Genomic DNA, 24,498 nt, shown 5'->3' with positions numbered 1-24,498 from the left:
TTATTTCCACTCTCATCATCACATTCCTCTGTTTGGTAGCGATCAAAAATGAAAGCTCTTGTCAAACGGCACTCTCAAGTGGGCCTCTGGCTGGAAGATGTTCCTGAACCTGTCCTGGGGATCAACGACGTCCTGATCCGTGTCGAAAAGACAGGCATTTGCGGCACCGATCTACATATTTACAACTGGGACGCTTGGGCGCAAAAGACGATCCCGGTCCCGATGGTCGTCGGTCACGAATTCGTCGGAGAAGTGATCGAGGTTGGCTCCAATGTTCACGACTTCTACCCTGGCGAGATCGTCAGTGGAGAAGGGCACGTTGTCTGCGGGCATTGCCGAAACTGTCTCGCTGGCCGGCGACATCTCTGTGCGGACACGAAGGGGATCGGGGTGAATCGCCCTGGTGCGTTCGCTGAATACATCGCGGTTCCACAAACGAATGTGTGGCATCATGCCCCGGGAATCGACAAAGAAATCGCTTCTATCTTTGATCCCTTCGGAAACGCAGTCCACACTGCTCTTTCTTTCGACCTCCTCGGGGAAGACGTTCTGATTACGGGAGCAGGTCCGATTGGCTGTATGGCCGCCGCAGTTGCACAGCACGCTGGTGCGAGATATGTCGTGGTGACTGACGTCAATCCGTGGCGTCTTGAGCTCGCCAAAAAACTGGGAGCGACCAAAGCCGTCGATGTTCGCAACGAAAAACTTGCGGACGTCCAGAAAGAACTTGGCATGAAAGAAGGGTTCGACGTCGGACTCGAAATGTCTGGAAATGCCACTGCGTTTCAGGACATGCTTGCCAACATGGCCCACGGCGGCAAAGTCTCCATGCTTGGAATTCCGTCCCAGCCGATCGCGATTGACTGGAACATCGTGATCTTCAACATGCTGACGATCAAAGGAATTTACGGCCGAGAGATGTATGAAACCTGGTACAAGATGACCGTCATGCTGCAGGGCGGACTCGACATCTCTGAGGTCATCACCCATCGCTTCCCAGCTGCCGAATTTGAAAAAGGATTCGCAGCCATGAACTCTGGTCAGTCCGGAAAAGTGATTCTCGACTGGACGACGTTCTAGCCCCTGTCTCAGGTGTGTGTGGCGGCGAAGGGGGCAAAAACTCGTTCAAACGCTGCGTTTATCGCCGCCGGAACGCCACACTCTCGTGAGATCGCTCTAGGCAGTAACTTCTTACGGTCGAAGAGCGAGTGGATAGTCACATCTTCTGTGTGAAATGAAAATAGCCGATTCCTTCATGGGGAATCGGCTATTGGTGCATTTGAACTCAGATTTACTGGCGAGCTGAGTAGCTTGTAATCAGATTACGATAGGCTGGAAGATGGTTGGAAAAGAGTGCTCCAAGACCTTCCACGTCGTTTCGCCAATCGCGGTGCAGTTCGCACGCCGTACCGAACCATGTCATCAGCTGCGCTCCCGCACGCTCCATGCGGCTCCATGCGGCATCGCGAGTCGTCTTGTTAAAAGTTCCAGAAGCGTCAGTCACGACAAAGACTTCGTATCCTTCCTCAAGTGCTGACAGAGTAGGGAATGCAACACAGACTTCAGTCACGACGCCAGCGATGATCAGCTGTTTCTTCCCTGTTGCTTTGACTGCTTTGACGAAGTCATCGTTATCCCAAGCATTGATTTGACCGGGTCGCGCGATATACGGGGCGTCTGGAAAAATTTCTTTCAATTCTGGAACCAGTGGTCCGTTCGGGCCCGTTTCGAAACTGGTCGTCAGAATGGTCGGGAGGTTGAAGTATTTCGCAGCGTCTGCCAACGCAAGCACGTTGTTTTTGAACTCGTCAGGAGAAAAGTCTCCAACGATGTTGCACAACCCTGACTGGTGGTCGACCAGCAGAACGGCAACGTCATTTTTGTCGAGTCGTCGGTATTTGAATGAACTGCTCATTTCGGCGCTTTCATGTCCCTTGTTGTCTTCGAGTGTCGAAGATGATGCCTTCGACAATTGTCCTCTAGAAAGAGCATGACATCGGAGGGCACGACAATTCCAGCCCTGTTCATCAAATCGGAGAAAATACCGCCGTCCCCCATTGAGATCCTTCCGCGTCAGATCGGGCTGCCTTTGAATTGCGTCTTCAATCAATTGCTGCTCGACCATCCATCTGGGGGTCCGCTTTCGCTTGATGTGCGGAGCAGTCTTGCCCTGCTCGCGGAAGATTGACCTTGTTGGCAACATGTATCTCTCGGACGCACAATCGGATCGCATCAAACATCTGATTCCGCAACCACTCTCCCAACCCAAGGGAGGACCTCCTCCGCATTCTCAGCGGGCCTGTCTGGAAGGGATTTTGTTTGTATTTCTGACAGGCTGCCAATGGGAAAAGTTACCAAAGTGCTTCCCTTCATCGAGCACGTGCAGGCGTCGCTTCGATGAGTGGACTCGCTGGGGCATCTTTGAGGGCCTGTGGTACTCGCTGCTGATGGAACTGGAAGACCTGCAGGGGATCGATTGGAAAAAAACTGCTGCGGATGCCTGGTTCCTTCGGGCGAAAAAAGGGGGATCAGGTCGGTAAGACCAAGTGCGGCAATGGCTGCAAGGTTGTCGACATCGTTGATTCCGAAGGAACTCCTCTTGGGAGTCTACTTTGCTGCCGCCAACTGAAGCGAAGTGAAACTGATCGAGCCGCTGCTGGACAACCTGCAGATCCCCGGAAAAGCTCCAGCACACCTCTTGTACGACAATGCTGCCGATAGCGATCGGCTGCGAAAGCAGTTGCAGGAAGAGCGTGGAATTGAGCTGGTTTGCCCGCATCGGAAAGGCCGCAAGAGAAGGCCGACTCAGGACGGACGATCTGTTCGCAAATACAAACGTCGCTACAAGGTCGAGCGAACCCACAGCTGGCTGCACAATTTTCGCGGAATCATCATCCGCTACGAAGCCACAATGCTGCGTTAGACGGGATGGATCCACCTCGCCTGTGCCCTCATCACACTCAGTAGGTTATAAAAGGCGCTCTAGAGCCTGTTATGAACTCTGGACGACGATCGGCGTGTATTTGAGCAGCAGTGTGACCATGGCCACCCAGTGCCATCCGGCCAAGACTTCTGCCAGTCGTTCGTAGTCACGTGCCAGCCTCCGTGATCGTCCTAGCCAGGCAAAGGTCCGCTCCACGACCCATCGACGTGGCAATAATACGAATCCTTTCTTGGCATAAGGGAGTTTCACGACGCGCAGTTCCACTCCCTGCTCAGCGGCAGCCTCTTCCGCGTTCTCGCCAGTATAACCTTGGTCCACATAGGCGACTTCAATGGCCTGATCAGTCGCCTCCTGCACAGCGACACATAAGTCGGAAACCTGGGCTCGCTCCTGTTCATTGGCTGGGGTCACTTTCAAGGCGAGAAGGTGCCCGAGCGTGTCAATGGCCACGTGAACCTTCGAGCCCTTCCGCCGTTTGCCGCCATCGTAACCGGCTCTGGCACCACTCTCGGGAGTGGATTGGATGACTCGCGCATCTAAGATCGTTGCTGAGGGGGGCTCATCGCGTCCCTGAGCCACGCGAGCCACTTCCCGCAGGTCATGAGCGATGTGCTCAAACACGCCAGCCTCCAGCCAACGGCGAGCCTGCTGATAGACCACGGGCCAAGGCGGGAACTCATGGGGCATGAACCGCCACTGCGCCCCGGTGCGTACCAGCCACCGCATGGCATTGAACACGGCTCGAAGGGAGTGAACCCGCTGCGGCGAGTCCTCTTTCACCAGCGCCAAATAGGGGGCTAAAAAGGCCCATTCGTCGTCCGTGACGTCACTGGGGTAAGGCATCCGGGGCTTGCTCATCCACGGAAACTACTTCAAAACCAACACTTAAGTCCATAACAGACTCTAGTGTTTACTGTGTAGGAGCAAGCAAATGACGCAATGATGCGTTATGAATCGGGTCAGAGGCAGGGCATTAAGGTGGCTCTCTATTTTGCAATCAATCCATGTTTCTGTGGAGCGGAGTCATTCATGGCTCGCTCCAGCAACGCTCTGTTGTCGCGACTCACCGCGAGGTGATTGAGCTGATCACTCGCTGGCTTCAATGCACATTTTGAAGTGCATGTCGACCAGCAATCTCACGGAGCTTGTGAGCAGCAGCCAAGAGCTGGCAGATACGTACGCCCAGATCGGTCCAGCGATAGCAATCGCGACACCTGCTACTAGGTTGCTGTCGCCTGCTTGGTGGTTGCCAGCCCTTGTTACGCCAATGAATATGCAGCCCATCGCCAAAATAGCACAGGAGATGGAAACAGCGGCTTCAGTGACAGAGATGTAGTGCAACGCGAATCGACGGTTCTTTTCGTAGGACTTCGTGTTGGTGTCAGTGGTGGCAGGTTGTAGTCGATTGCGTTTCAGGACCTCCTCTCTCGCCAACGGATCTGGAACATCAATGTCACTTGAGCATTTTGGGCAGGAGACCGTTCGTCCTGCTTTGCCCGCCTTTATGTTGAGTTTTTGACCACAGGAATCGCAATTGAAACTAATTAGCCCGCTCATGGATTTGGCCCCTTTTAATCTCTCTCAGAATACAAAAAACCGATCTCTTGGTTCCGTAGGTCTTCCAACATTTTACGTGGAAAATCACTGGATATCGACGGAAGTCGTCGGTGCTAAAGAGTGTTGCAAGATCGAAAGGAAGTGGCGATCGATCGCCACGATTTCCAGATTTTACAGAGTTTTATGAAGTTTTACTTAGAGCGTTCGGACAAAACTGATCTTGGCACGTTTTGAGGATTGTGGGAAGGTCTGGTTTTTCTGTTCATGGAGGAACCGACATGGCTGGCCAATTGCTCAGTGATGATTTGTGGAACGAGATCGAATCGTTCTTCCCAACCTACGAGTTCTCTCCCAAAGGGGGCCGACCTCCTGCGGAGAACCGCACCGTCTTCACCTGCGTTCTGTTTGTGCTCAAGACTGGGATCGCCTGGGAAGACCTGCCACTGGAGCTGGGCTGTTCTTACAAGACCTGCTACCGGCGGCTTCGCCAATGGATCGATCTGGGAGTCCTGCAAGACATTCATCGCCACCTCCTCACGCAGCTCAACGCCGCTGGTCGCCTAGAACTGGCCGACGTGCTCATCGATGCTGGGTTGATTAAGTCCCCGCTGGGAGGACAAAAATCGGCCCGAATCCGACAGACCGCGGCCGCTGCGGCAGCAAGTCGCACCTGATGACCACTCACAACGGGATTCCATTGGCCAACACGCTCACTGCTGCCAATGTCCCTGATCTGAGACAACTTCTCCCGCTGGTGTTTCTGAAGTTTCCCAAGATTGGTGGCAAGCGAGGACGGCCACTGGACCGTCCCCGTAGCGTGATCGCGGACAAGGGCTACGACTGCCAGACCACCCGTGATCTTCTCGCCGTGGCCGGGATTGAAACGCACATCCCCAAGCGCGGAACGCGACAGGCCTCTTCTCTAGGCGGCAGCCGCTGGCCCGTTGAACGGACGATCGCCTGGCTCAAGCAGTTCCGTCGAATCCGGATTCGCTGGGACAGGCGGGAAGAGATCTTTCAGGCGTTTCATGACATCGCTAACTCACTGATCACCTGGCGATTCCTCAACGCCGATTAAGTTTTGTCCGCCGGCTCTAAATAGAATAGACGGGATTGAAACGATTGACGAAGGAGACCGCCCTGCGCGTAGATCTCACACAATTCGTTCCATTGGTTTCACAAGTAATGAATTGTTTGAATTGACTACATTTGAACAAGCAACTATACGGCTTCATGTAGTGACAATTGATGCTGTTTTCACAGACTTCACTTCGCTCGATTGGTCCAGTTCGCACTGGTGTATTCGCTTGGCGACTCCGTGGGGACTAGAGCTGGTTTTGCCTTGTTGAAAACGTCTCTTGAATGTTCGATTGTGTCGCGCTAAAAGAGGTTGCATGAGCGAGTCATCACCTACAAATATCCTGCTGGAAGTCACTTCACTCTCAATGCGGATCGCCCGCAAGTACGTCGCTCCCTATTCGCACCGCTTCAGTCCCCAGAAGTTTACTCAGGAGCAGCTTCTCACCTGCCTGATTCTGCGGGCGTACCTGAAGGCAACCTACCGGGGTGTGATCGAGGTTCTGGAAGTCTCCAGTGACCTGCGTGACCGTCTGGGGCTAAAGTCCTTGCCGCATTATTCGACGCTGAAGAAGTTCGCTGACCGCTCCAGCGTGCTGGAGATCGTCGACGCGATGCTGCATGAACTGGTCCAGAAGTTTGCACTGGATGCAGAAGAAGCCGCCATCGATTCCACAGGCATGGAGACGAGCTCAGCGAGTGCTCACTTCCAGTCTTGCAGCGGAAAACAGCGGACAAAGTACGTCAAATTGTCCGTGTGTGTACTGGCCGGATCACTGATTCCCAGCGGACTGGCGGTGAGTTGGGGGCCCTGCAATGACAAGGCTGAAGCAGCTGAAGTGCTGGCCAAGGCGGCGACGAGTTCGCAGCCGAAAACTCTCTTTGCCGATGCAGGCTACGATGCCGAATGGGTCCATCGGTTCTGCCGGGAGGATTGGCAGGTGGACAGCGTGATCAACCCTGCTGTGCACCGAACGGATGGTGGGCTCAATGGAATGTATCGCTCCGAAATGACTGCAGAAACACTCAAGGAGAAAGGCTACGGCAGACGCTGGCTGGTGGAATCGTACCTGAGTGGGCTCAAACGCACCACCGGAAACGCCCTCTCAGCCCGGAGTGAGCGAAGCTTGTTTGTGGAAGCAGCGATCCGAGTCCTGGCCTACGCCCTGAGGCGTTAGGTGAAACACAATAACTCACAGGCCTTTCAACAGAGCAAAACCAGCTCTAGTTTCCGATCTGACCAAGTAGGGGTGGTCAGATGAAACTTGATCGCTTACCCTGAAGAAGCCGCCGTGAATTGATGTCTCTTCCGGCAGTTGAAAACGCATTACTTTTCGCTTGCTCTCGTTTCTTTCTTGAGAGGAATGACTTCAAAGCAAGGAAGGAGAATCAATGTACCTGCAGCTGGTCAGTCTGCATGGGCTCGTCCGCGGACAAAATATTGAAATGGGCCGTGACGCAGACACAGGAGGGCAGGTTCGCTATGTGATTGAACTTGCCCAACAATTGGCCAGATCACCTCATGTCACGCAAGTAGATCTCTTTACCCGACGAATTCGCGATAAGCGAGTCTCCTCTGATTATGGAGAGCAATTCGAATCCTTGGGCGAGAACTGCCAGATTGTGCGTCTGCCGTGTGGTGGCGGTCGATATTATCGCAAAGAACGACTTTGGCCGTTTCTGGATGAATTTGTAGACCGAATGGTCACCTATACTCAAAAGTCCGGGAAAGCACCGTCACTTGTTCACGGTCATTATGCGGATGCGGGTTATGTGGCTCGCGAAGTCTCTTCAATCTGGGGGTGCCCCTACGTGTTCACAGGGCACTCTCTCGGAAAACCCAAGCTGGACTATCTGCTTGAAGAAGGCTGGAGCCAGCAGCAGGCAAACGAAGTCCTGGCGATCGATTATCGCATTCAGATTGAACAGGATTGCCTAGCTGCCGCTGACCTGGTGATTTGCAGCACGAAGCACGAACGGGATATTGGATACGAAAAGTATTATCGAGATGATGAAACCCGAATCGAAGTCATCCCTCCCGGAACAGATCTCGTCCGCTTTTTCCCGTACTATGAGTACCAGCTCAATCCTCAGGGGATTGATGAGAAATTCAAGCAGGCGAGAATGGGGATGGAACAGTCCCTCAATCGATTTCTCTTCACTCCTGAAAAGCCGCTTATACTGGCTCTTTGTCGCCCTGATCGGCGCAAGAATATTCAGGCACTCATTCAAGCATACGGTGAGTCCAAGTCACTTCAGGCGATTGCAAACCTCGCAATTTTCGCGGGGATCCGAGACAATATTGAATCGATGCCCGAGAATGAGCGACAGGTTCTGACAGACATCCTGCTGATGATGGATCGCTATGATCTCTATGGGAAGATGGCCGTTCCCAAGCAGCACGACTCAGAGTTGGATGTTCCGGAGTTGTATCGCATTGCCGCCGCGTCACGCGGAGTGTTCGTTAACACCGCATATGTCGAGCTCTTTGGGCTGACGTTTATCGAATCGTCCGCGACCGGGCTGCCATTTGTGGGAACCCATAACGGAGGACCACAGGATATTGTTCAGAACTGTAAAAGTGGCCGACTTGTCGACGTTCATCAACAGCAAGAGTTGACCGATACACTCTTGGATCTGCTGACAGATCAGGAGCAGTGGACGCAGTGCTCAAATCATGGGATTAACCTTGTCCCTGCGCATTATACGTGGGAGTCACACTGTGAACGCTTTTTGACGATCATCAAAGATGTCGTTGCTGCTCCAGGAAAATCAGTGCCTGCTGTGGGAAAGGTTGCAGTCGGTAACAGGTTAAGGGAATTGGATGCCATGTTGGTGACCGATATCGATAACACACTTCTGGGGGATGACGATGCGCTGGAACGACTCCTTCAGTTTCTGAAAGAGCAACGTGGTCGACTCGGTTTTGGCGTTGCCTCCGGGAGATCACTGGAACTCGTTCAGGAAGTTCTTGACAAATACGGAATTGATGAGATTGATGTCATAGTCTCATCGGTCGGCGCAGAGATTTATTACGGAAGGTCTTTGACTCCGGATCGAGGCTGGAGCTCAAGACTGCGTCACCGATGGCATCCGGAACGAATTCATCAGGCACTCGATCAGGTGCCATGGTTAAAGCTGCAAACAGAAGCAACCGCACAGCGAGAATTTAAGATCAGCTACCATTTAGAAGAGTCGGTTGAGCTTTCCGACCCCGCAGAGTTGATCCGCAAGCAACTTGATGAGACCGGGGCCGCTTATTCGTTGATCGTCTCTCACAACAGTTATGTAGACATTTTGCCGCATCGGGCCTCCAAGGGGAAAGCAGTCAGGTACCTTTCACAAAAGTGGGGAATTCCTCTGGAACGGATTGCCACGGCGGGGGACTCTGGAAACGACTTGGATATGCTCAATGGCCGGACAGCTGGCATTGTTGTAGGGAATTATTCCTCGGAACTGGACGCACTTCGAAGTTCGCCGCATATGGTCTATTTTGCAGACGGACAGTATGCAAATGGATTAATCGAAGGATTGCAGAACTACGGCCTACTGGTGAACCCAGTGGAAGTAGCGAAAGAGTAAGTTTTGAAGGCAATTTCTGCAGTGTCAATGATTCAGAGCACACGCTGATCGATAGGTTATAGAAGTGCGGCGACGAAGCTCATCAACTTGTTTGTCGCATCATTCGCGAAACACAATCACTGGCAAGCGGGTTTAAATTGTATCCATAAGATGCCAACTGCTAAACAGATTGAGCTTGCAAAGTGAGAGGAGAATCGTGTTGTCCGAGGCAACCCCATTCGACAGGATTGAAGAGAATCTGGGGAGGGAACGAACGGCGCTTGCTCGCATACTTCCTCGTCTGGAAGAACGTTTTTCTGCCAAGCTTGCCCCTCCGCAATGGGATGCTTTCAATCGTAGGCTAAAGAAAGAATTCTCATTTCTGTTTCAGCGACTGTTTGTCCTCTATGGGAAAGAATACGACTTCTTCTACCACTTGGAATGCATTCTCGCATCTGCAGCTCAGTTCTGGATTGATCGCCCAAATGAGTTGAAGGCTCTCGACGCTCTTCGTGAATCGGATCCAGTCTGGTTCACTTCTAATAGGATGGTCGGTGCAATGTGTTACGTGGATCTCTTTGCCGGCGATCTCAAACAGATGCGGGAAAAGATTTGGTACCTCAAAGAACTCGGCATCACCTATCTGCATTTGATGCCACCATTCAAAGTCCCGAATGGAGATAACGACGGGGGATACGCGGTCAGTAGTTATCGGGAGATTCAGCCTGCTTTGGGCACTATGGAAGATCTCGCACAACTGGCGACAGAACTCCGCAGGCACGGGATCTCGATTGTGATTGATTTCGTGTTTAACCATACCTCGGATGAACACGACTGGGCACAACGAGCACTCGCCGGTGAGACAGAGTATCAGGAGTTTTATCGAATGTATCCGGATCGAATGATGCCGGACCGCTTCGAGAAATCGTTGCCGGAGATTTTCCCTGATGAGCACCCCGGTTCTTTCACTTACCATAGTCGGATTGGCAAGTGGATCTGGACAACTTTTCACAATTATCAATGGGACCTGAACTACGAGAATCCGCTTGTTTTCAGCCACATGCTTGAAGAAATGTTGTTCTTGGCCAATCAGGGAGTCGAAATTCTTCGGCTGGATGCTGTGGCTTTCCTCTGGAAAAAAGAAGGGACAAACTGCCAAAACCTTCCTCAGGCTCATTGGATTATTCAGGCGTATAATTCTCTCGTGCGGATCGCTGCCCCTGCAATGCTGTTTAAATCAGAAGCAATTGTTCATCCCGACGAAGTGCGGAAGTATATCGGCGTGAAGGAATGCCAGCTTTCATACAATCCCCAATTAATGGCCGTACTCTGGAACTCGCTCGCCACACGGGAAGTGAAGTTGCTGAAGTCAGCGATGCAGCGACGCTTCACTATTCCGCCGGAATGTGACTGGGTGAACTATATCCGCTGTCATGACGATATCGGCTGGGCATTCTCTGATGATGATGTTGAAGTTGCAGGTTTCGATCCTTTGAAACATCGCCGATTTTTGACTCAGTTCTACACCGGAATTTTTGAAGGTTCGTTCGCACGTGGAATTCCCTTTCAGGAAGATCGCCAGACCGGTGATGCTCGCGTTTCTGGAACATGCGCTTCCTTGTGTGGATTGGAACAGGCGATTGAAGCCAATGATCCAAAGCTGATTGAACTGGCGATTGATCGAATCATGCTCGTCCATGGGGTGATTATGACGATCGGCGGTATTCCCTTAATCTATCTGGGAGATGAAATTGCCATGCTGAATGATTATGGATTTCATAACGTCATCGACAAACAGGCTGATTCTCGCTGGGTTCACCGCGGCAAATTCGACTGGGAGCAGGCCGCATTACGAAATGATATGTCAACCGTTCCCGGGAGAGTCCATCAGGGGTTGTTGCGTTTGATTCAACTTCGCCAGCAGAACGTATCATTCAATACCGCAGAGACCGAATTTGTCGACACCGGGAACAATCATATCTTTGGCTACTTTCGGACCAACAATGATCACAGCGTCCTTTGCCTGGCAAACGTTTCTGAGTCGCCACAGAGAGTGGAAGGTCGCCATCTCCGTCTACTGGGGTTGAGAAAGACAATTGTTGATCTTGTCTCAGGTCAATTCATTACTGCAATCCAGGAGTTGCTGCTGAAACCCTACCAGTTCGCTGTCCTATCAGTTCCTCGAAAATAACGAAATAGATGTGTTTAAATCTATGTTGCATTGATCCGTACGGAGAACGTCTGCTGGCACTGGGGAAGCGACTGGGACGGGCCATCGAGTCACTGCTGACGATTGTCAGTCCATCCACGATTTACCGTTGGCTGCGCGATGAGGGGGAGCCCAAGTGGAAGAAGAACCTCAAAGGAGGACCGCGGAAGCCGCGAGAACTTCGAGAACTGGTCATCCAGATCGCCAAGGCGACAGGCTTTGGATACACACGGATTATCGGTGAACTCCGGAAACTGGCTTTGAGTGTCGAGCCATTGCCACAGCCTGAGCAGACAGAATCGATGCGTCATCATCCTTCCAACCTGAATCAAAGGAGACCAATTACTTCCAGGTCCACCCCGGTTGTTCGATCCAGGTGAGTGACATCGCCTGAGATCCCTCCCGATCAGTCCAACTCGTACGGAACCGTGGATGTCGCTGCTGATCACGAACAGGTCCAGCAGGCAGGCACGTCCCTTTGAATGGAGTAGGCTTTTCGGAGAGGAATTCGCATCTCGATAATTTTGCGTCTGCTCAATGCAGCAGAGCGATCCATGATTCTCATGGATCGTGCCTCGCGAAGGAATGTGTGTGGAGCAATCGCATCCGACAAGAACGATTGCAACATCCCGTAGCAACGACAACCGGTGAGATGATCACTCAAGACAAAACGCAATCCAGCCCACAGAACATGAACTTCGAAACAAAGCCCAGAACTTTGCCGCTCGATTTACAGACTCACACCAGGAAAACTCTCTCCCGCTTGACAATCTCTTTCAGGAACGGTTCCGTAGACGGCTTGGCGAATTCTGTAACGAATTGCCGTATCAAGGGCTTGCGTCAGAGCGAGAAATCGGGTTGCAGTCCCGGTTGCAGGAAAGATCGACACGGTTTGTTCAACGCTGTCGCTGATCTGCAAGTTCCAGACGCTCCGCTGCTGCGTCTGATCGATGCCTGGCCTGCTCTGAGCGTGGATACCAGAGCCACAATTTTGTCGCTGGCAGGCGTTTCTCCGAACCCCTGAGGCTCCCCTTCAGAAGGACCGATCTTGTCGGTCGTATTGCCTCTCACGGCATCGCTAGGCAGCCTTTAAGCCGGCTCGATTTTTGTCCGTCTGCGAGAGCAGTTTCCAATGACATAGTGGGGTACAACGGAAGTGTAAGACGTTTCCAGATTAGAGATTGAGACAATAGCGAAATGAGCCTGATTTTCCACCCATTGCTGGCCCTGATTGCCTCGGTCACCGACCGGGAGCTGGCGAAATACATCCAGTTTCTGAAAGAGGAGAACAGGATTCTCAGAGCGCGCGTTCCTGGCCAGATCCACACACGAAAAGATGAACGGGAACGGCTGCTGAAATTCGGTAAGGCGCTTGGCAGGGCCATCGAGGAGCTGATCACAATCGTCTCACCAGCCACGTTCTATCGCTGGCTGCGGGAGGAAGGGGAGCCGAAGCGAAAGAAGAACCCTAAGGGTGGCCAGCGAAAGCCACAGGAGCTGCGTGAGCTAGTCTTGCAGATCGCGGCCGTCACAAACTTCGGATTGACCCGGATCGTCGGAGAGATCCGGAAACTGGGTATCAAGAAGATCAGCCGACAAACGGTCCGCAACATTCTGAAAGAGGAAGGGATCAATCCCAGCCCGGACCGAACAACCGACACCTGGAAAAATTTCATTGATCGTCACAAAGAGACGTTGTGGGCTTGTGATTTCTTCAGCGTCAAAACCGTGACGATGCGGGGCATGAAGGAGATGTATGTCCTTGTCTGGCTGTGTATGACCACACGCGAAGTGATTGTTTCCACCTCCACCGAACATCCGAATTCGGCATGGGTGGCGGAGCAGACGCGGATGTTTCTGGATCGGACTTCAAACCGGGAAACGAAGCCCCAGATCGTCATGCACGACCGGGACACCAAGTTCACCAAGGAATTCACGGAAACGTTGAAATCCCGGGGCCTGCGGACCAATCCCTTGCCCAAGGCATCGCCGAATCTGAACGGCAGATGCGAAAAATTCATCGGGACCATCAAGCTCGAAGCGCTGTCCCGATTCATCATCTTCGGTCAGCGGCATCTGGATTATCTCCTGATGTCGTTCACAGACTATTACAACCATCACCGCAGCCACATGGAGCGGGATCATCTGCCACCGGTGAGAACCGAGCCGGAAGAGATCGACAAACTCAGCGTCGACGAGGTCGAAGTGCGGACGTTCGTCGGTGGGCTTGTGCATTCATTCCATCGCAAGGCAGCATGAATCAAATGCTGGACAACGTATGGTGCCAGGCCAGAGAAGTTCAAACCGAACTGGTTTCAGGATACGGCGGATTCAATCGTATATCAGGATATCGATAGACCAGTATTGCCCCTTCAGCATCCTTGACCCAGTCGTCAAGCGTAGAGATCGATAGAGCACGGGAACGTTTCTTGAGAAACAGCATGATCTCCGTCCAAGGCCACGAAGCTTCTTCGCCGATATTCCCAAATCTTCGTCCATTTCGAATCGCAACTTTTTTCCGCTCAAGAAAGAGGCGAGATCTTTCCTCGCGATCGTCAGATTTGTGTGCCAATTTGATGTAGAGATCTATGTCACTCGGCCTTTCTTCCCCTCTCGCGTAACTTCCGAAGAGATAAACCTCCTCGACGCAAACTGCGAAGGGCATGTCCCGGGCAGCCTCGACTCGGTCCAAGAACGCGGTCATGACACGATCGCAACTTTTCCTTCGAAGTCGCGTCGCAGTGGAGGACATGGCGAAGGCATTGCCAGCGATCGTCACAGTCCAGGCATTGTCATCGCCCTCCATCTTTTCGATTAAACCCGCCTTATTCAGTTCCATGACGACATTTTCGGCCTCTTCCTGCGTGACCTCAAGGTTCTTAGCGACCAGTTCGGGATAGAAGCCGTAACCGCGGCACTTTCTGACCAAATGCCGGATTGTGAGGATGGAATAGCCGGCAATGGTGTCGCCCGAGTTGATTTTCATAGGCTCTGATTTCCATGATTGAGTTACCAAAAGTGGCTCTCTGCAGATTCATTCATGCAGCCCAGTCGGCACAGAGGAGTTCGGCCTGCTTCAACACGGTTTCGGTTGCCTGGGCCTGTTTGTCCGGCGGATAGCCGTATTTCTTGAGGATCTTTTTCACCATCACCCGGAGTTTCGCCCGGACGCTGTCTTTCACCGTCCAGTCAATGGTCACGTTACGACGGACCATATCGACCAGCTCACGGGCGATGGCACACAGGGCCTTGTCGCCGAGAACTGCAACAGCACTGTCGTTGACTTCCAGAGCTTCGTAGAACGCCTCTTCATCGTCCGTCAGGCCGAGTGCCTCTCCGCGTTTCGCAGCCTCCCGCATCTCTTTTGCCAGCTCGACCAGTTCGGCAATGACCTCGGCGGCGTCGATGGATCGGTTCTGATATTTCTTAATGGTCTTGTCGAGCATCTCCGCGAAGGATCGGGATTGCACCAGATTTTTCCGGGAACGGGCCTTGATCTCGTCGTTGAGCAGCTTGCGTAGCACCTCCAAGGCCAGATTTCGATGCGGCATATCCCGGACTTCCGCCAGAAATTCATCTGACAGGATGGAGATATCCGGCCTGTCCATCCCGGCAGCAGCGAAAATGTCAATAACTTCATCGGAAGCGATCGACTTCGAAATGATCTGTCGCACCGCTGCGTCGAGATCCTCCTTTGAGGAACCGCCCCCATCACCGGTGCCCCCCAGCTTGGCGAACTGTGCCCGCAGGCATTGGAAGAACGCAATTTCCTCACGGAGTTTTACGGCTTCGTCATGCGTGGCGACGAGGGCATAGGCCTTAGATAGTTCCGTCACCCCCTGCATGAACCGCTGCTTCCCATCGTCCAATTGCAGAATGAAATCCATGGCTTCGGGAATGACAGAGACTCGCTGGGCAGCCGTGCCGGTAAAGAACAGCGAATAGTCGAACCCGTGCAAGATCCCCTGGACGATTTCGTATTTCTCCAAGAGCACTTCAAGGGCCTGCTCAATTGGAATTCCCGTGTCGTCCCTGTCTGCCTTGGTGTATTGAGCCAAGGCCTTTTTCAGTTCGGTCGCCAGTCCGAGATAGTCGACAATCAATCCACCGGGCTTGTTTTTGAAGACCCGATTGACGCGGGCAATCGCCTGCATCAGGTTGTGACCGCTCATCGGTTTGTCGACATACATCGTGTGCATGCAGGGGGCATCAAAGCCGGTCAACCACATGTCACGGACAATCACCAGTTTCAGAGGATCAGCAGCTTTCTTGAGCCGCTTGGCCATCTCCTCCCGGCCACGTTTGGGGCGAATGTGCTGCTGCCAGTCGACCGGATCGCTTGCCTGACCTGTCATGACGACTTTCAGAACACCGTCCTCGTCCTTATCGCTGTGCCATTCCGGACGGAGGGCGATCAACTCCTTGTAGAGTTCGACACAAATTCGTCGACTCATGCAGACGATCATCGCTTTGCCGTCCATGGAGGACAGGCGCTCGTCCCAGTGTTTGACGATGTCCTGCGCCACCAGCTTGATTCGTTTTTCGCTGCCGACCAAAGCTTCCAGTGCCGCCCATTTGGTCTTCAGCTTCTCTTTGGATGACTGTTCCTCCCCCTCAGTCACTTCTTCGAACGCTTCATCAATTTTTGGGCGTTCTTTTTCCGTCAGTTCGAGCTTGGCCAGTCGCCCTTCGTAGTAGATTTTGACGGTCGCTCCATCTTCGACCGCCCGGCTGATGTCATAGATGTCGATGTAATCGCCGAAGACCGCCTTGGTGTTCTTGTCTCCCAGTTCGATCGGAGTCCCGGTGAAACCCAGATAGGATGCATTCGGCAGGGCGTCCCGCAAGTGCTTGCTGAAGCCATAGCTGATCTCGCCGGTTTTCTTGGCTTTTGCATAGTGTCCGTACTGGCTGCGGTGGGCTTCGTCCGCGAGCACGACGATATTCCGCCGATCGGTCAGTTCCGGATAGGAGGCTCCCGGGTCCGGGGCGAACTTCTGGAGCGTGGTAAAGACGACGCCTCCCGAAGCGACCTGCAACAGGTCTTTGACCTGATCCCGGTTTTCCGCCTGAACAGGTTTCTGACGGAGCAGGTCATGGCAACTGGCGAACGTGCCGAACAACTGGTCGTCCAGATCGTTCCGGTCAGTGATCACCACCAGCGTGGGGTTCTGCATCTTGGGGTGACGAATCACCTTGCCCGCGTAGAATGCCATTGTCAGGCTTTTTCCGCTCCCCTGCGTATGCCAGACGACCCCGACCCGGCGGTCCCCCTTGGGGGAAATCGCCTTCACCGTGCAATCGACGGCTTTGTTCACAGCGTGGAACTGGTGATATCCCGCCATCTTCTTGATGATCGTGCTGCCGTCATCTTCGAAGACAATGAAATGCTGGATCAGGTCCAGCAACCGGGATTTTTCAAAGACACCCTGAATGAGGACGTCCAGTTCCGGCTTCCCTTTATGGGCAATCTCTTCCCCGTCGGTGGTCCGCCAGGGCATGAACCGGTCCCAACCACCGGAGAGTGTCCCGACCCGGGCGGTGATGCCGTCGCTGGCGACGAGACAGACGTTGTACGTCATCAGCGTCGACAGTTGCAGCTTGTAGGTCTGAAGCTGATCGAACGCCTTCTTCGTGGTGGCGTTCTCATCGGCTGCGTTCTTCAGTTCGATCACCACCAGCGGCAGACCGTTGACGAACAGCAAGACGTCCGGTCTGCGGGTGTGTTTGTCTTCAGTGATGGAAAACTGATTGACCGCCAGCCAGTCGTTGTTGTCGGGATTGGAGAAATCGATCAGCCAGACCTTGTCATGCACCGTGCGGCCATCGGCCTGATACTCAACGTCGATGCCATCGACCAGCAGCCTGTGAAACTGCCGGTTGTTCTCGATCAGGCTTGGAGTTTCGGTTCTCAAAACGCGCCGCAGAGCCTCGTCCTGTGCCCCGGCTGGAACCTTCGGGTTGAGCCGTTCAATCGCCTCCCGCAACCGCCCAACGAGCACCACATCCCCGAACGCTTCCCGCTCCGCTGCCGGTTCCCCCGGCGCGATCTCCGGCCCGTGAAGCACGGCATAGCCCAGGCTCCCAGCCCATTCGAGAACGGCTTCTTCGACGACGGATTCAGTGAAACGCCCACTCATGCTCAACCTTCACTCGACTTCCGGCTTTGAACTGTTCTGCACAGTCCCTTCATTGATCGTGATCCGGCCTGCCTGCAGATAGACACACAGGTTCACAGCCGATTTCTTGCCTTCCTTGGTTGAGCGGTCATAGCTGTTGAGCTTGGCAAGCGCCTGTCCGAGACCGAGATGCAGCCGCATGGCCTCTTCGAAACTAATATGGACGTTCAGTGCCTTCGGCATTCCGTCAGGAACTTTCGGGCTGAAATGGTCCACCCGAACACTTCCGAACGACTTTTTAACTTTGATTTCTTTGGGCATGGTGTGATAGTCAACTTTTGAAAAACGTTACAGGGAGGAATAATACTGTCATTGCTGCTTCATCAAGGCTTTCATTCTGGCAATGAACACCGGAAACTGTGACTGAACTTTGAATGCATTTTCCAACTCATAATTCTCCTTGACGGCTGCCTCCATTCGTGCAATCTGCGCGGGAGATGCGGCGTCAAGATATGTGGAAAGCATCTGCATTTTTGCATTCCCATCTTCGAAGCTGGCTGCACTGCAAAAGTTGTTGATGAGACCTTCCCTGGCGTTATCCGCGAGGAGTTTGTGCCCGAGAAACAGTTTCCATAGCTCTTCTGCCAGTTGAGGAACGGTCTTTCCAAGACCTTGAATCGCCTGGTATTTGCCGATGAACCCATACGGGTCAGTTCCGACTCTCACTGAAATCACCGGGACATCGCGGCCGATGGCGACGCCGATTTCCTGGTCGGTCCAGTTGCTTTCATGGAAAGTTTCCGTCAACAATGGCACAAGGACATGCATGCTGAAGAGAGCCTTCTCAATCTCTTTCTGCCATTCCTGGCTGGGCTGAATGTCCTCATGGGCAACGAAGCATGTCACGCCAAAATTCCGCAGCGAACGTTTCAGCTCCGCAGTTTCCTTCTTGAAAGCGGATTTGTGGCTCAGGAAGACTCGCAGAAGACCGGGTTCCCAAATCCGTTCGAGATCGTTCTCGGAGGCAGTGGTTGTGAGGGGACGTCCCGTAGGAACACTCCTGATTTTTCCCGCCAGCCTTCCAGCGACGGGCCGTCGTCTACTTCCAGTCGAACCGCTTCGATGAACTCGTCGTCTACAGAATTCAATTTTCCGATTCCAACTTTGATTTCCTCGGCCACTTCCGACAGTTCGTCGAAGATGTCGAAGTAGATCGCAGTAGGGACCTGAAAGTGAACGGTGTGATACCACTGACCATTATTCCAGTTGTCGTAGCCAGTCTCTTCTTCCACGTAGTAGCGGGAATTGACAATCAGCTTTTGAAGCAGTTCTTTGCCCTTCTGCCCGAAGTAAACGGACAGGGACGCCAGAATCTTCTCCAGCTTGGCCGGCAGCTTGTGTGCTCTCTTGCTCGGATCGTTCATACCGTTGCCAGTTCTCCCGAAAGAAGTCGGGGAAGAAGCTTGTCTCGGATTTCCGATTGTTGACGCATTTCAAGGCCGTTGTCGTCACGTCTCGTCAACCAAGGGGCTGCAATCGTATCAAACGCAGTTAAAAGATTAGCGTCTCCTACGATAAACGGATGGAGTGAGCAGAAGGTTGTGAACGCAAAATTCTTGATACCGGTTGTACCATTTTCGTACTGAAGAAATTCTTCAGCGTTGTAGAGATAACGCAAATAGTAGTACAAGAATCTCGCAGATCCTGGGTCAGAGAGGCGGATCAACCGGCAGAAGTTTGAACAAGTCAGCGGTCCGGAGAGTGATTTCAATAGCCGTTGCGTCACAAGCACCGGACGGCCAGTTGACTGCGTAGGACTGCCGCCAGAAACTTCGAATGCAATGTCGCCTACCCGCATTCCGCGTTTCGCGACACTTGACGGTTTTAGAAAACGAGTTGGCATCTTACCGAGGCCACCAGATTGAAGATCCGGGATATCAGCACCTCGGATGCATGACACAGCTTCGGAGAACTCTTCACTCAGGGAATCTCTTCCCCAGTCGCCGCCGATGGCCAGTTCAACAAGGTCGTCTAAAAGTTTAACCTTCCACCCCTTCGGAATCTTGCCGAGTGCCGAATCCTCGAACCCATCCGGGAAGAGTTCGGCGATTTCGGGGGACATGTTCGGGAGGGCGCGGCGGGAGAGGTCGGTGTTGCTGAGTTTGGGGTGTTTCTGGCGCAGGGCGGCTTTGGCGTGAACGGGGTCGAAGTCGACGAACCAGCTGCGGAACAGCCGCCGCGCCATCGCCTCCAGCGTTTCATTCATCCGCCGGTTCAACTCGATCTTGTCGTCAAACGTGCCGAGGATGTCGGCGATACGTTCTTGACGAGCAATTGACGGAAGACTGATGCGAAGTCGACGCTGGTCAGTCAGGCTCAAATAAGGAGCCATGTCCGTCGACGCCGACATCCCGCGAAGTTGCGAGATGAACTCTGATCCTCGAGACCAATAGCGGAGAAAGCCGTTGCAAATGACTTTCTGATTGCGAGAACGCCAATAGGAAAGATGAGGCGAGTAGACGAACTCGGGCATCCGCTCCGTCACGAACGATGTTCTACCAGTACTGTTTCCTTTGGTTGTGATAATCGTATCACCGGGTATGGCGAACTTTGGGCCAAGCCGATTGCGTAGCGTTTCATGGAATCGTTCGACGCCCGCGAAGTCAATGTGAGTATCGCTGACGTGTCCCGCCCGGAGAAAAATCGGCCCAGTTCCGCCGAGTTCGTTATTCTTCGCTCGATACCCATCTCCGATTTCGAGACATCCTTCGTCAATCAATTCCTGAAATGTTGCCTCGCGGTTATTTGCCATGCATCACCTCCATCGAACTGAGGCAACGCACTGCCACGCTCCGACGGCTGCTTGCCGTGGAGATTCGCTCCTCCCCTTGATGAAAGCGACCGTCAGTCATCCTTGTGATTCTTTCCTTTCAGCTTCTTCACAGTCTTTTTCTTCGCCCCCCGGCCGCCACGTGATTTTCGAATTGAGGGCGGGGTTGTGGTTTCCGGGGTGCCGAGTTCGGCTTCGATTTGTTCGACAGTCGGGAGTGTCCCCCGGAGTTTTTCCGGCAGGTGATCAACGACCTGGGCTTCCCAGTCAGCGACTCCCAGCGGTTGCTGCAGGCCGCGCAGGGCGTATTCGACCACCAGCCGGTCTTTCCCCTGGCACAACAACAGGCCGATCGTTGGGTTGTCGTCCGGGTGGCGGAGCAGATCATCGACAGCGGACAGGTACAGATTCAACTGGCCAACAAACGCAGGATCGAACGGTACCGCCTTGAGTTCTACGACGACGAAGCACCGCAGCCGCAGGTGGTAGAACAGTAGATCGATCAGAAAATCCTGACCGCCGACTTCCAACGGAACCTGTCGACCAACAAAGGCGAACCCTTGGCCAAGTTCTAACAGGAACTTTTCCAGATGATCGATCAGAGCCTGTTCAACTTCACGTTCCCGGTGGGGATCGGCCGTTCCCAGAAAGTCGAACAGATAGGGATCTTTGAAGACCTGAGTCGCCAGATCGCTGTCAGGCAAGGGGAGAACGGCGTTGAAATTGTTGATCGCCTTGCCAGACCGTCGATGCAGCTGGCTGCTGATCTGCATCGCAAGAATGTTCCGCGACCAGCCATTTTCGATAGTCTTTCGAGCGTACCAGAGTCGAGTTTCGGTATCTGGAAGTTTGTCGAGCAGGATGCAGTTGTGAAACCATGGAATTTGTGCAGCAACCTGCTGCACAATTGCCCTGTCGTGCCAGGCTTCGGCGAATGCCCGCATGTATTTGAGGTTTCGCGAAGAGAGGCCGGACATGTCGGGAAATGCCTCCCGGAGATCAGCAGAGAGCCGGTCGATGACCTTGGCTCCCCAGCCTTCGTGGGCCTGTCGCTGCAGGATCGTTTGACCGATGTCCCAATACAGCAGCACCATCGCGGAATTGGCAGCGAGAACCACACGCACCCGCTCGGTGGCGATCCGCTGCTTCAACTCTTCAAGCAGATGCCCATAGTACCCGGACAGCTCACTGCGCGGAGGGGGAACAGGAATCATCGCCTGCGGCTTCGCTTTGCCGAGCGATCGCCGGGAGTCGTTGCGTGTCTTGGTGGCCCGCTTCTTGGTCACGGCAACTCCTTGCCGGTGAATCCGAGGCTGGCCAGATTTTTGAGGATCTTCTTCTCCAGCTTCGCTGATTCCGCGAACTGTGACTTTAAAGTGGCGGTGAGTTGTTCCATCCGCTGATCGAACGGCATGTCGTCATCGTCTTCGGTTTCGGCAGCCCCAACGTATCGGCCGGGAGTGAGGACATGTCCGTGGGATTCGATTTCTTCGCGGGTCGCACTTTTGCTGAACCCAGCGATGTCCGCGTACTTGCCAGCTCCTTTCTCGCCGCGCCAGGCATGGTACGTCTGGGCAATGCGGCTGATGTCTTCTTCAGAAAGCTCGCGATGGGTGCGGTCGACCAATGCACCGAGCTTACGGGCATCGATGAACAGGGTCTCGCCCCGACGGTCCCGGAATTTTCCGTTCTTCTTGTTCCGGGCCAGAAACCAGAGACAAACAGGAATCTGAGTGGTGTAAAAGAGCTGGCCGGGGAGGGCGATCATGCAATCGACAAGGTCCGCTTCGATCAACTGGCGGCGGATTTCCCCTTCGCCGGACTGATTACTGCTCATGGAACCATTGGCCAGCACAAAACCCGCAATTCCGCTGGGAGCGAGCTTGTAGACCATGTGCTGGACCCAGCCATAGTTGGCATTGCCCACCGGAGGAATGCCGTACTTCCACCGGGCATCCTCACGAAGCCGGTCGCCGCCCCAGTCGCTGATGTTGAACGGGGGATTGGCGAGAATGAAGTCCGCCTTGAGATCCTTATGCAGATCGTTGTGAAAGGTGTCGGCATTGTGCGGCCCGATATTGCTGTCGATCCCGCGAATGGCGAGGTTCATCTTGCACAGCCGCCATGTCGTGTTGTTGCTCTCCTGGCCGTAGATGGAGAGGTCGCCAATCCGACCGCCGTGTGCCAGCACGAACTTTTCACTCTGCACGAACATCCCGCCGGAACCGCAGCAGGGGTCGTAGATCCGGCCTTTGTACGGCTCGATCATCTCGACCAGCAGCTTCACGACCGACTGCGGGGTATAGAACTCGCCGCCCCCTTTGCCTTCCGCATTGGCGAACTTGCCGAGAAAGTATTCATAGACACGGCCAAGAACGTCCTGGCTACGGCTTTCGGCATCTCCCAATCCAATCGTTCCGACCAGATCGATCAATTCGCCGAGACGCTGCTTGTCGAGTGAGGCGCGGCCGTAATCCTTGGGAAGCACCCCCTTGAGGGTGGGGTTGTCTTTCTCAATTGACGTCATCGCATCGTCGATCAACTGGCCGACGTCGCGCCGCTTGCCGGATTTCTTGCGACGTAACCGGATTTGGCGTGCTGTTGAATGAACGACCAGCGGGCATCCTTGGGCACCCAGAAGACGTTTTCAGCGACGTATTCATCCCGGTCCTCGGCATCGGAGTATTCGTCGTCTTTCAGTTTGTCGTGCAGTTCCTGAAAAGCATCTGAAATGTACTTCAGGAAGACCAGCCCGAGGACGACGTGCTTGTACTCCGCAGCATCCATATGCCCACGAAGTTTGTCGGCAGCAGCCCACAGCTTTTCTTCAAATCCGAGATTGGCCCCATTGCTCTGCTGGGATGAACGCTTTTTCGCCATGTCGCCCGAGTGAGATCGCTGAATTCCAAGAGGATGTGTTCAAGCGAACAGGATATGAAAAAAGATCAAGCATTCCCAGTTCAGGAGACTGAAATGTCTGTTCGCTGAGATGATTTGAAGATCCGGCCTGGAAATCGAAAGCGCCCTCTCTGGGATCAGATTGAAGTGCGACGGTTTATTGCAAGCATGATGCCAGCTCCTGGCTCTGATGTACATGATTATAGAACACCTCATGAGGTGTTCTATAATCGAGGCATTTGCGCGGCATGTGGTTGACGTGCTGGCTGATCGCACGCAGATCGTGCGTACTCAGCTCGTTGATGTTCGTGTCACCCGGCAGGTAGCGGCGAAGCCTTCCGTTGGTGTTCTCGTTCGTTCCTTTCTGCCACGGTGCCTGCGGATCGCAATAGTAGCTGCCATGCCTGACATGACCCTCCAGCATGCCCCATGCGCTGAACTCCGGCCCACGATCGAATGTGACAGATTGTCGTGAATGGCGGGGAAGGGCGCTCAGATAGTCCCTGATCTGGCCCATCACAGTCACCGATTTGCGGTGCGGATTTTTGATGATCACGCAATACCGGCTCTTGCGCTCGACCAGACACGTGACATTGGCCTCGCCATAGTCTTTCCGGAAGATCATCAGGTCACCTTCCCAGTGCCCGAAGTCGTTTCGATCCTTGACGATGGAGGGCCTGTGCGAGATGCCCATGTGCTCGGGAATGCCCCGATGCCAGCGAGGCTGCCTGCGAAACCTCTTGCGGCGGTTCTTGAAGCATCGCTTCAGATATCGGTACAGATTCAGGGAGCGACCGTCGGCACTGTAGATGAAGGCGTAGATCGTCTCATGAGATGCGTAAAAATCACGGACGCCCAGACGCCGGAGATGGCCCGAAATCTGGTCGGGCGACCACAAATCCCGCAGTCTTTGAATAACGTACGCCCTGAGCTGCGGATGCCGAAGCAGCTTGCGCTGCTTTTCACGGCGCGCGGCAGCCATGTCGTGCGCATTGACATGGAAATATCCGTTGTTGAAATGATCCTCATGGTAAAAACTGTTGCGGCGGATCTCGCGAAACAGTGTCGAACGGTGACGGCCTAGGATATCCGCGATCTCGGCCTTGCTCTTGCCGGCTTCCAGCAACTTGAAGATGGTTCGGCGCTCGTCCAGACTCAAATGACAGTAACTTTTTTTCATACAGCTTTCTCCTTTCTAAACCCCTCCAAGAAGGGCATAAATCAACGAAAGTCGCACTTCATTTTTGATTCCACACTCAATTTCCATATAAAGTGATAATAAAGATTCTGAAAAATCAGACCG

The 24,498-nt window shown here is 53.5% G+C and carries 23 protein-coding genes; 10 read left to right on the top strand and 13 right to left on the bottom strand.

All coding sequences use genetic code 11. The features are described 5' to 3' along the window. Positions 1-48 precede the first annotated feature (48 nt). Positions 49-1,080: an L-threonine 3-dehydrogenase gene (tdh, locus tag SH668x_RS00850; RefSeq protein WP_437186806.1), complete on the top strand. Its 1,032-nt coding sequence runs from the start codon at positions 49-51 to the stop codon at positions 1,078-1,080. A 211-nt stretch (positions 1,081-1,291) separates the two neighbouring features. Here the strand turns inward: tdh and ycaC are convergent, their stop codons facing one another. Next, positions 1,292-1,915: an isochorismate family cysteine hydrolase YcaC gene (ycaC, locus tag SH668x_RS00845; protein ID WP_437186805.1), complete on the bottom strand. Its 624-nt coding sequence runs from the start codon at positions 1,913-1,915 to the stop codon at positions 1,292-1,294. Between the two features lie 250 nt (positions 1,916-2,165). Between ycaC and SH668x_RS00840 the strand changes: the two genes are divergently transcribed. Together SH668x_RS00840 and SH668x_RS00835 are read left to right on the top strand one after the other, a co-directional pair. Then, a complete protein-coding gene (locus tag SH668x_RS00840; RefSeq protein ID WP_437186804.1) occupies positions 2,166-2,540 on the top strand; it encodes a transposase in 375 nt (124 codons plus the stop codon). Between the two features lie 95 nt (positions 2,541-2,635). Continuing rightward, complete coding sequence (locus SH668x_RS00835) at positions 2,636-2,923, top strand: transposase (protein WP_437186803.1); 288 nt, start codon at positions 2,636-2,638, stop codon at positions 2,921-2,923. 69 nt (positions 2,924-2,992) lie between these two features. Here the strand turns inward: SH668x_RS00835 and SH668x_RS00830 are convergent, their stop codons facing one another. After that, a complete protein-coding gene (locus SH668x_RS00830) occupies positions 2,993-3,802 on the bottom strand; it encodes an IS5 family transposase (RefSeq protein WP_437186802.1) in 810 nt (269 codons plus the stop codon). A 228-nt stretch (positions 3,803-4,030) separates the two neighbouring features. Beyond that, complete coding sequence (locus SH668x_RS00825) at positions 4,031-4,501, bottom strand: hypothetical protein (RefSeq protein WP_437186801.1); 471 nt, start codon at positions 4,499-4,501, stop codon at positions 4,031-4,033. A 278-nt stretch (positions 4,502-4,779) separates the two neighbouring features. Between SH668x_RS00825 and SH668x_RS00820 the strand changes: the two genes are divergently transcribed. The 7 genes from SH668x_RS00820 to SH668x_RS00790 all read left to right on the top strand — a co-directional run bounded on the left by SH668x_RS00820 (position 4,780) and on the right by SH668x_RS00790 (position 13,607). Next, positions 4,780-5,175, top strand: coding sequence for a transposase (locus SH668x_RS00820; RefSeq protein ID WP_437185515.1), 396 nt, complete (start codon positions 4,780-4,782; stop codon positions 5,173-5,175). After that, entirely contained in the window at positions 5,175-5,579 is a 405-nt protein-coding gene (locus tag SH668x_RS00815) for a transposase (RefSeq protein ID WP_437185516.1), read from the top strand. The genes SH668x_RS00820 and SH668x_RS00815 overlap by 1 nt, the downstream gene beginning before the upstream one ends. Positions 5,580-5,895: 316 nt before the next feature. Continuing rightward, entirely contained in the window at positions 5,896-6,756 is an 861-nt protein-coding gene (locus tag SH668x_RS00810) for a transposase (RefSeq protein WP_437186800.1), read from the top strand. A gap of 214 nt (positions 6,757-6,970) precedes the next feature. Then, positions 6,971-9,160, top strand: a complete 2,190-nt coding sequence (locus SH668x_RS00805) for an HAD-IIB family hydrolase (RefSeq protein ID WP_437186799.1) — start codon at positions 6,971-6,973, stop codon at positions 9,158-9,160. Between the two features lie 199 nt (positions 9,161-9,359). Continuing rightward, on the top strand, positions 9,360-11,330 hold the full coding sequence (locus SH668x_RS00800; RefSeq protein WP_437186798.1) for an amylosucrase: 1,971 nt from the start codon (positions 9,360-9,362) through the stop codon (positions 11,328-11,330). An 8-nt stretch (positions 11,331-11,338) separates the two neighbouring features. Next, entirely contained in the window at positions 11,339-11,728 is a 390-nt protein-coding gene (locus SH668x_RS00795) for a hypothetical protein (RefSeq protein WP_437186797.1), read from the top strand. A gap of 817 nt (positions 11,729-12,545) precedes the next feature. Beyond that, complete coding sequence (locus SH668x_RS00790) at positions 12,546-13,607, top strand: integrase core domain-containing protein (RefSeq protein ID WP_437186796.1); 1,062 nt, start codon at positions 12,546-12,548, stop codon at positions 13,605-13,607. 40 nt (positions 13,608-13,647) lie between these two features. Here the strand turns inward: SH668x_RS00790 and SH668x_RS00785 are convergent, their stop codons facing one another. The 10 genes from SH668x_RS00785 to SH668x_RS00740 all read right to left on the bottom strand — a co-directional run bounded on the left by SH668x_RS00785 (position 13,648) and on the right by SH668x_RS00740 (position 24,375). After that, positions 13,648-14,334 carry a nucleotidyltransferase domain-containing protein gene (locus SH668x_RS00785; protein ID WP_437186795.1) on the bottom strand — a complete coding sequence of 229 codons (687 nt, stop codon included), beginning with the start codon at positions 14,332-14,334 and terminating at the stop codon, positions 13,648-13,650. Positions 14,335-14,386: 52 nt separating this feature from the next. Next, the gene (locus tag SH668x_RS00780) at positions 14,387-17,488 is read right to left on the bottom strand and encodes an HsdR family type I site-specific deoxyribonuclease (protein WP_437186794.1); all 3,102 of its coding nucleotides are present in this window, start codon (positions 17,486-17,488) and stop codon (positions 14,387-14,389) included. 9 nt (positions 17,489-17,497) lie between these two features. Continuing rightward, positions 17,498-17,788 carry a hypothetical protein gene (locus tag SH668x_RS00775; protein ID WP_437186793.1) on the bottom strand — a complete coding sequence of 97 codons (291 nt, stop codon included), beginning with the start codon at positions 17,786-17,788 and terminating at the stop codon, positions 17,498-17,500. A 48-nt stretch (positions 17,789-17,836) separates the two neighbouring features. After that, positions 17,837-18,388, bottom strand: coding sequence for a toll/interleukin-1 receptor domain-containing protein (locus SH668x_RS00770; protein ID WP_437188597.1), 552 nt, complete (start codon positions 18,386-18,388; stop codon positions 17,837-17,839). 47 nt (positions 18,389-18,435) lie between these two features. Continuing rightward, on the bottom strand, positions 18,436-18,891 hold the full coding sequence (locus SH668x_RS00765; RefSeq protein ID WP_437188601.1) for a hypothetical protein: 456 nt from the start codon (positions 18,889-18,891) through the stop codon (positions 18,436-18,438). After that, complete coding sequence (locus SH668x_RS00760) at positions 18,888-20,279, bottom strand: restriction endonuclease subunit S (protein WP_437186792.1); 1,392 nt, start codon at positions 20,277-20,279, stop codon at positions 18,888-18,890. The genes SH668x_RS00765 and SH668x_RS00760 overlap by 4 nt, the downstream gene beginning before the upstream one ends. 92 nt (positions 20,280-20,371) lie before the next feature. Beyond that, entirely contained in the window at positions 20,372-21,511 is a 1,140-nt protein-coding gene (locus tag SH668x_RS00755; protein WP_437188595.1) for a PDDEXK nuclease domain-containing protein, read from the bottom strand. Between the two features lie 68 nt (positions 21,512-21,579). Further along, positions 21,580-22,824, bottom strand: a complete 1,245-nt coding sequence (locus tag SH668x_RS00750; RefSeq protein WP_437186791.1) for an SAM-dependent methyltransferase — start codon at positions 22,822-22,824, stop codon at positions 21,580-21,582. An 11-nt stretch (positions 22,825-22,835) separates the two neighbouring features. After that, positions 22,836-23,177: a type I restriction-modification system subunit M N-terminal domain-containing protein gene (locus SH668x_RS00745; RefSeq protein WP_437186790.1), complete on the bottom strand. Its 342-nt coding sequence runs from the start codon at positions 23,175-23,177 to the stop codon at positions 22,836-22,838. A gap of 175 nt (positions 23,178-23,352) precedes the next feature. Continuing rightward, positions 23,353-24,375 carry an IS30 family transposase gene (locus tag SH668x_RS00740; protein WP_437186789.1) on the bottom strand — a complete coding sequence of 341 codons (1,023 nt, stop codon included), beginning with the start codon at positions 24,373-24,375 and terminating at the stop codon, positions 23,353-23,355. Between the last annotated feature and the right edge of the window lie 123 nt (positions 24,376-24,498).

Source organism: Planctomicrobium mucosum (assembly GCF_051466335.1).
Taxonomy (GTDB): domain Bacteria; phylum Planctomycetota; class Planctomycetia; order Planctomycetales; family Planctomycetaceae; genus Planctomicrobium.
Note: the sequence above shows the minus strand (reverse complement) of the source record. Positions and strands in the feature narration are given on the sequence as shown.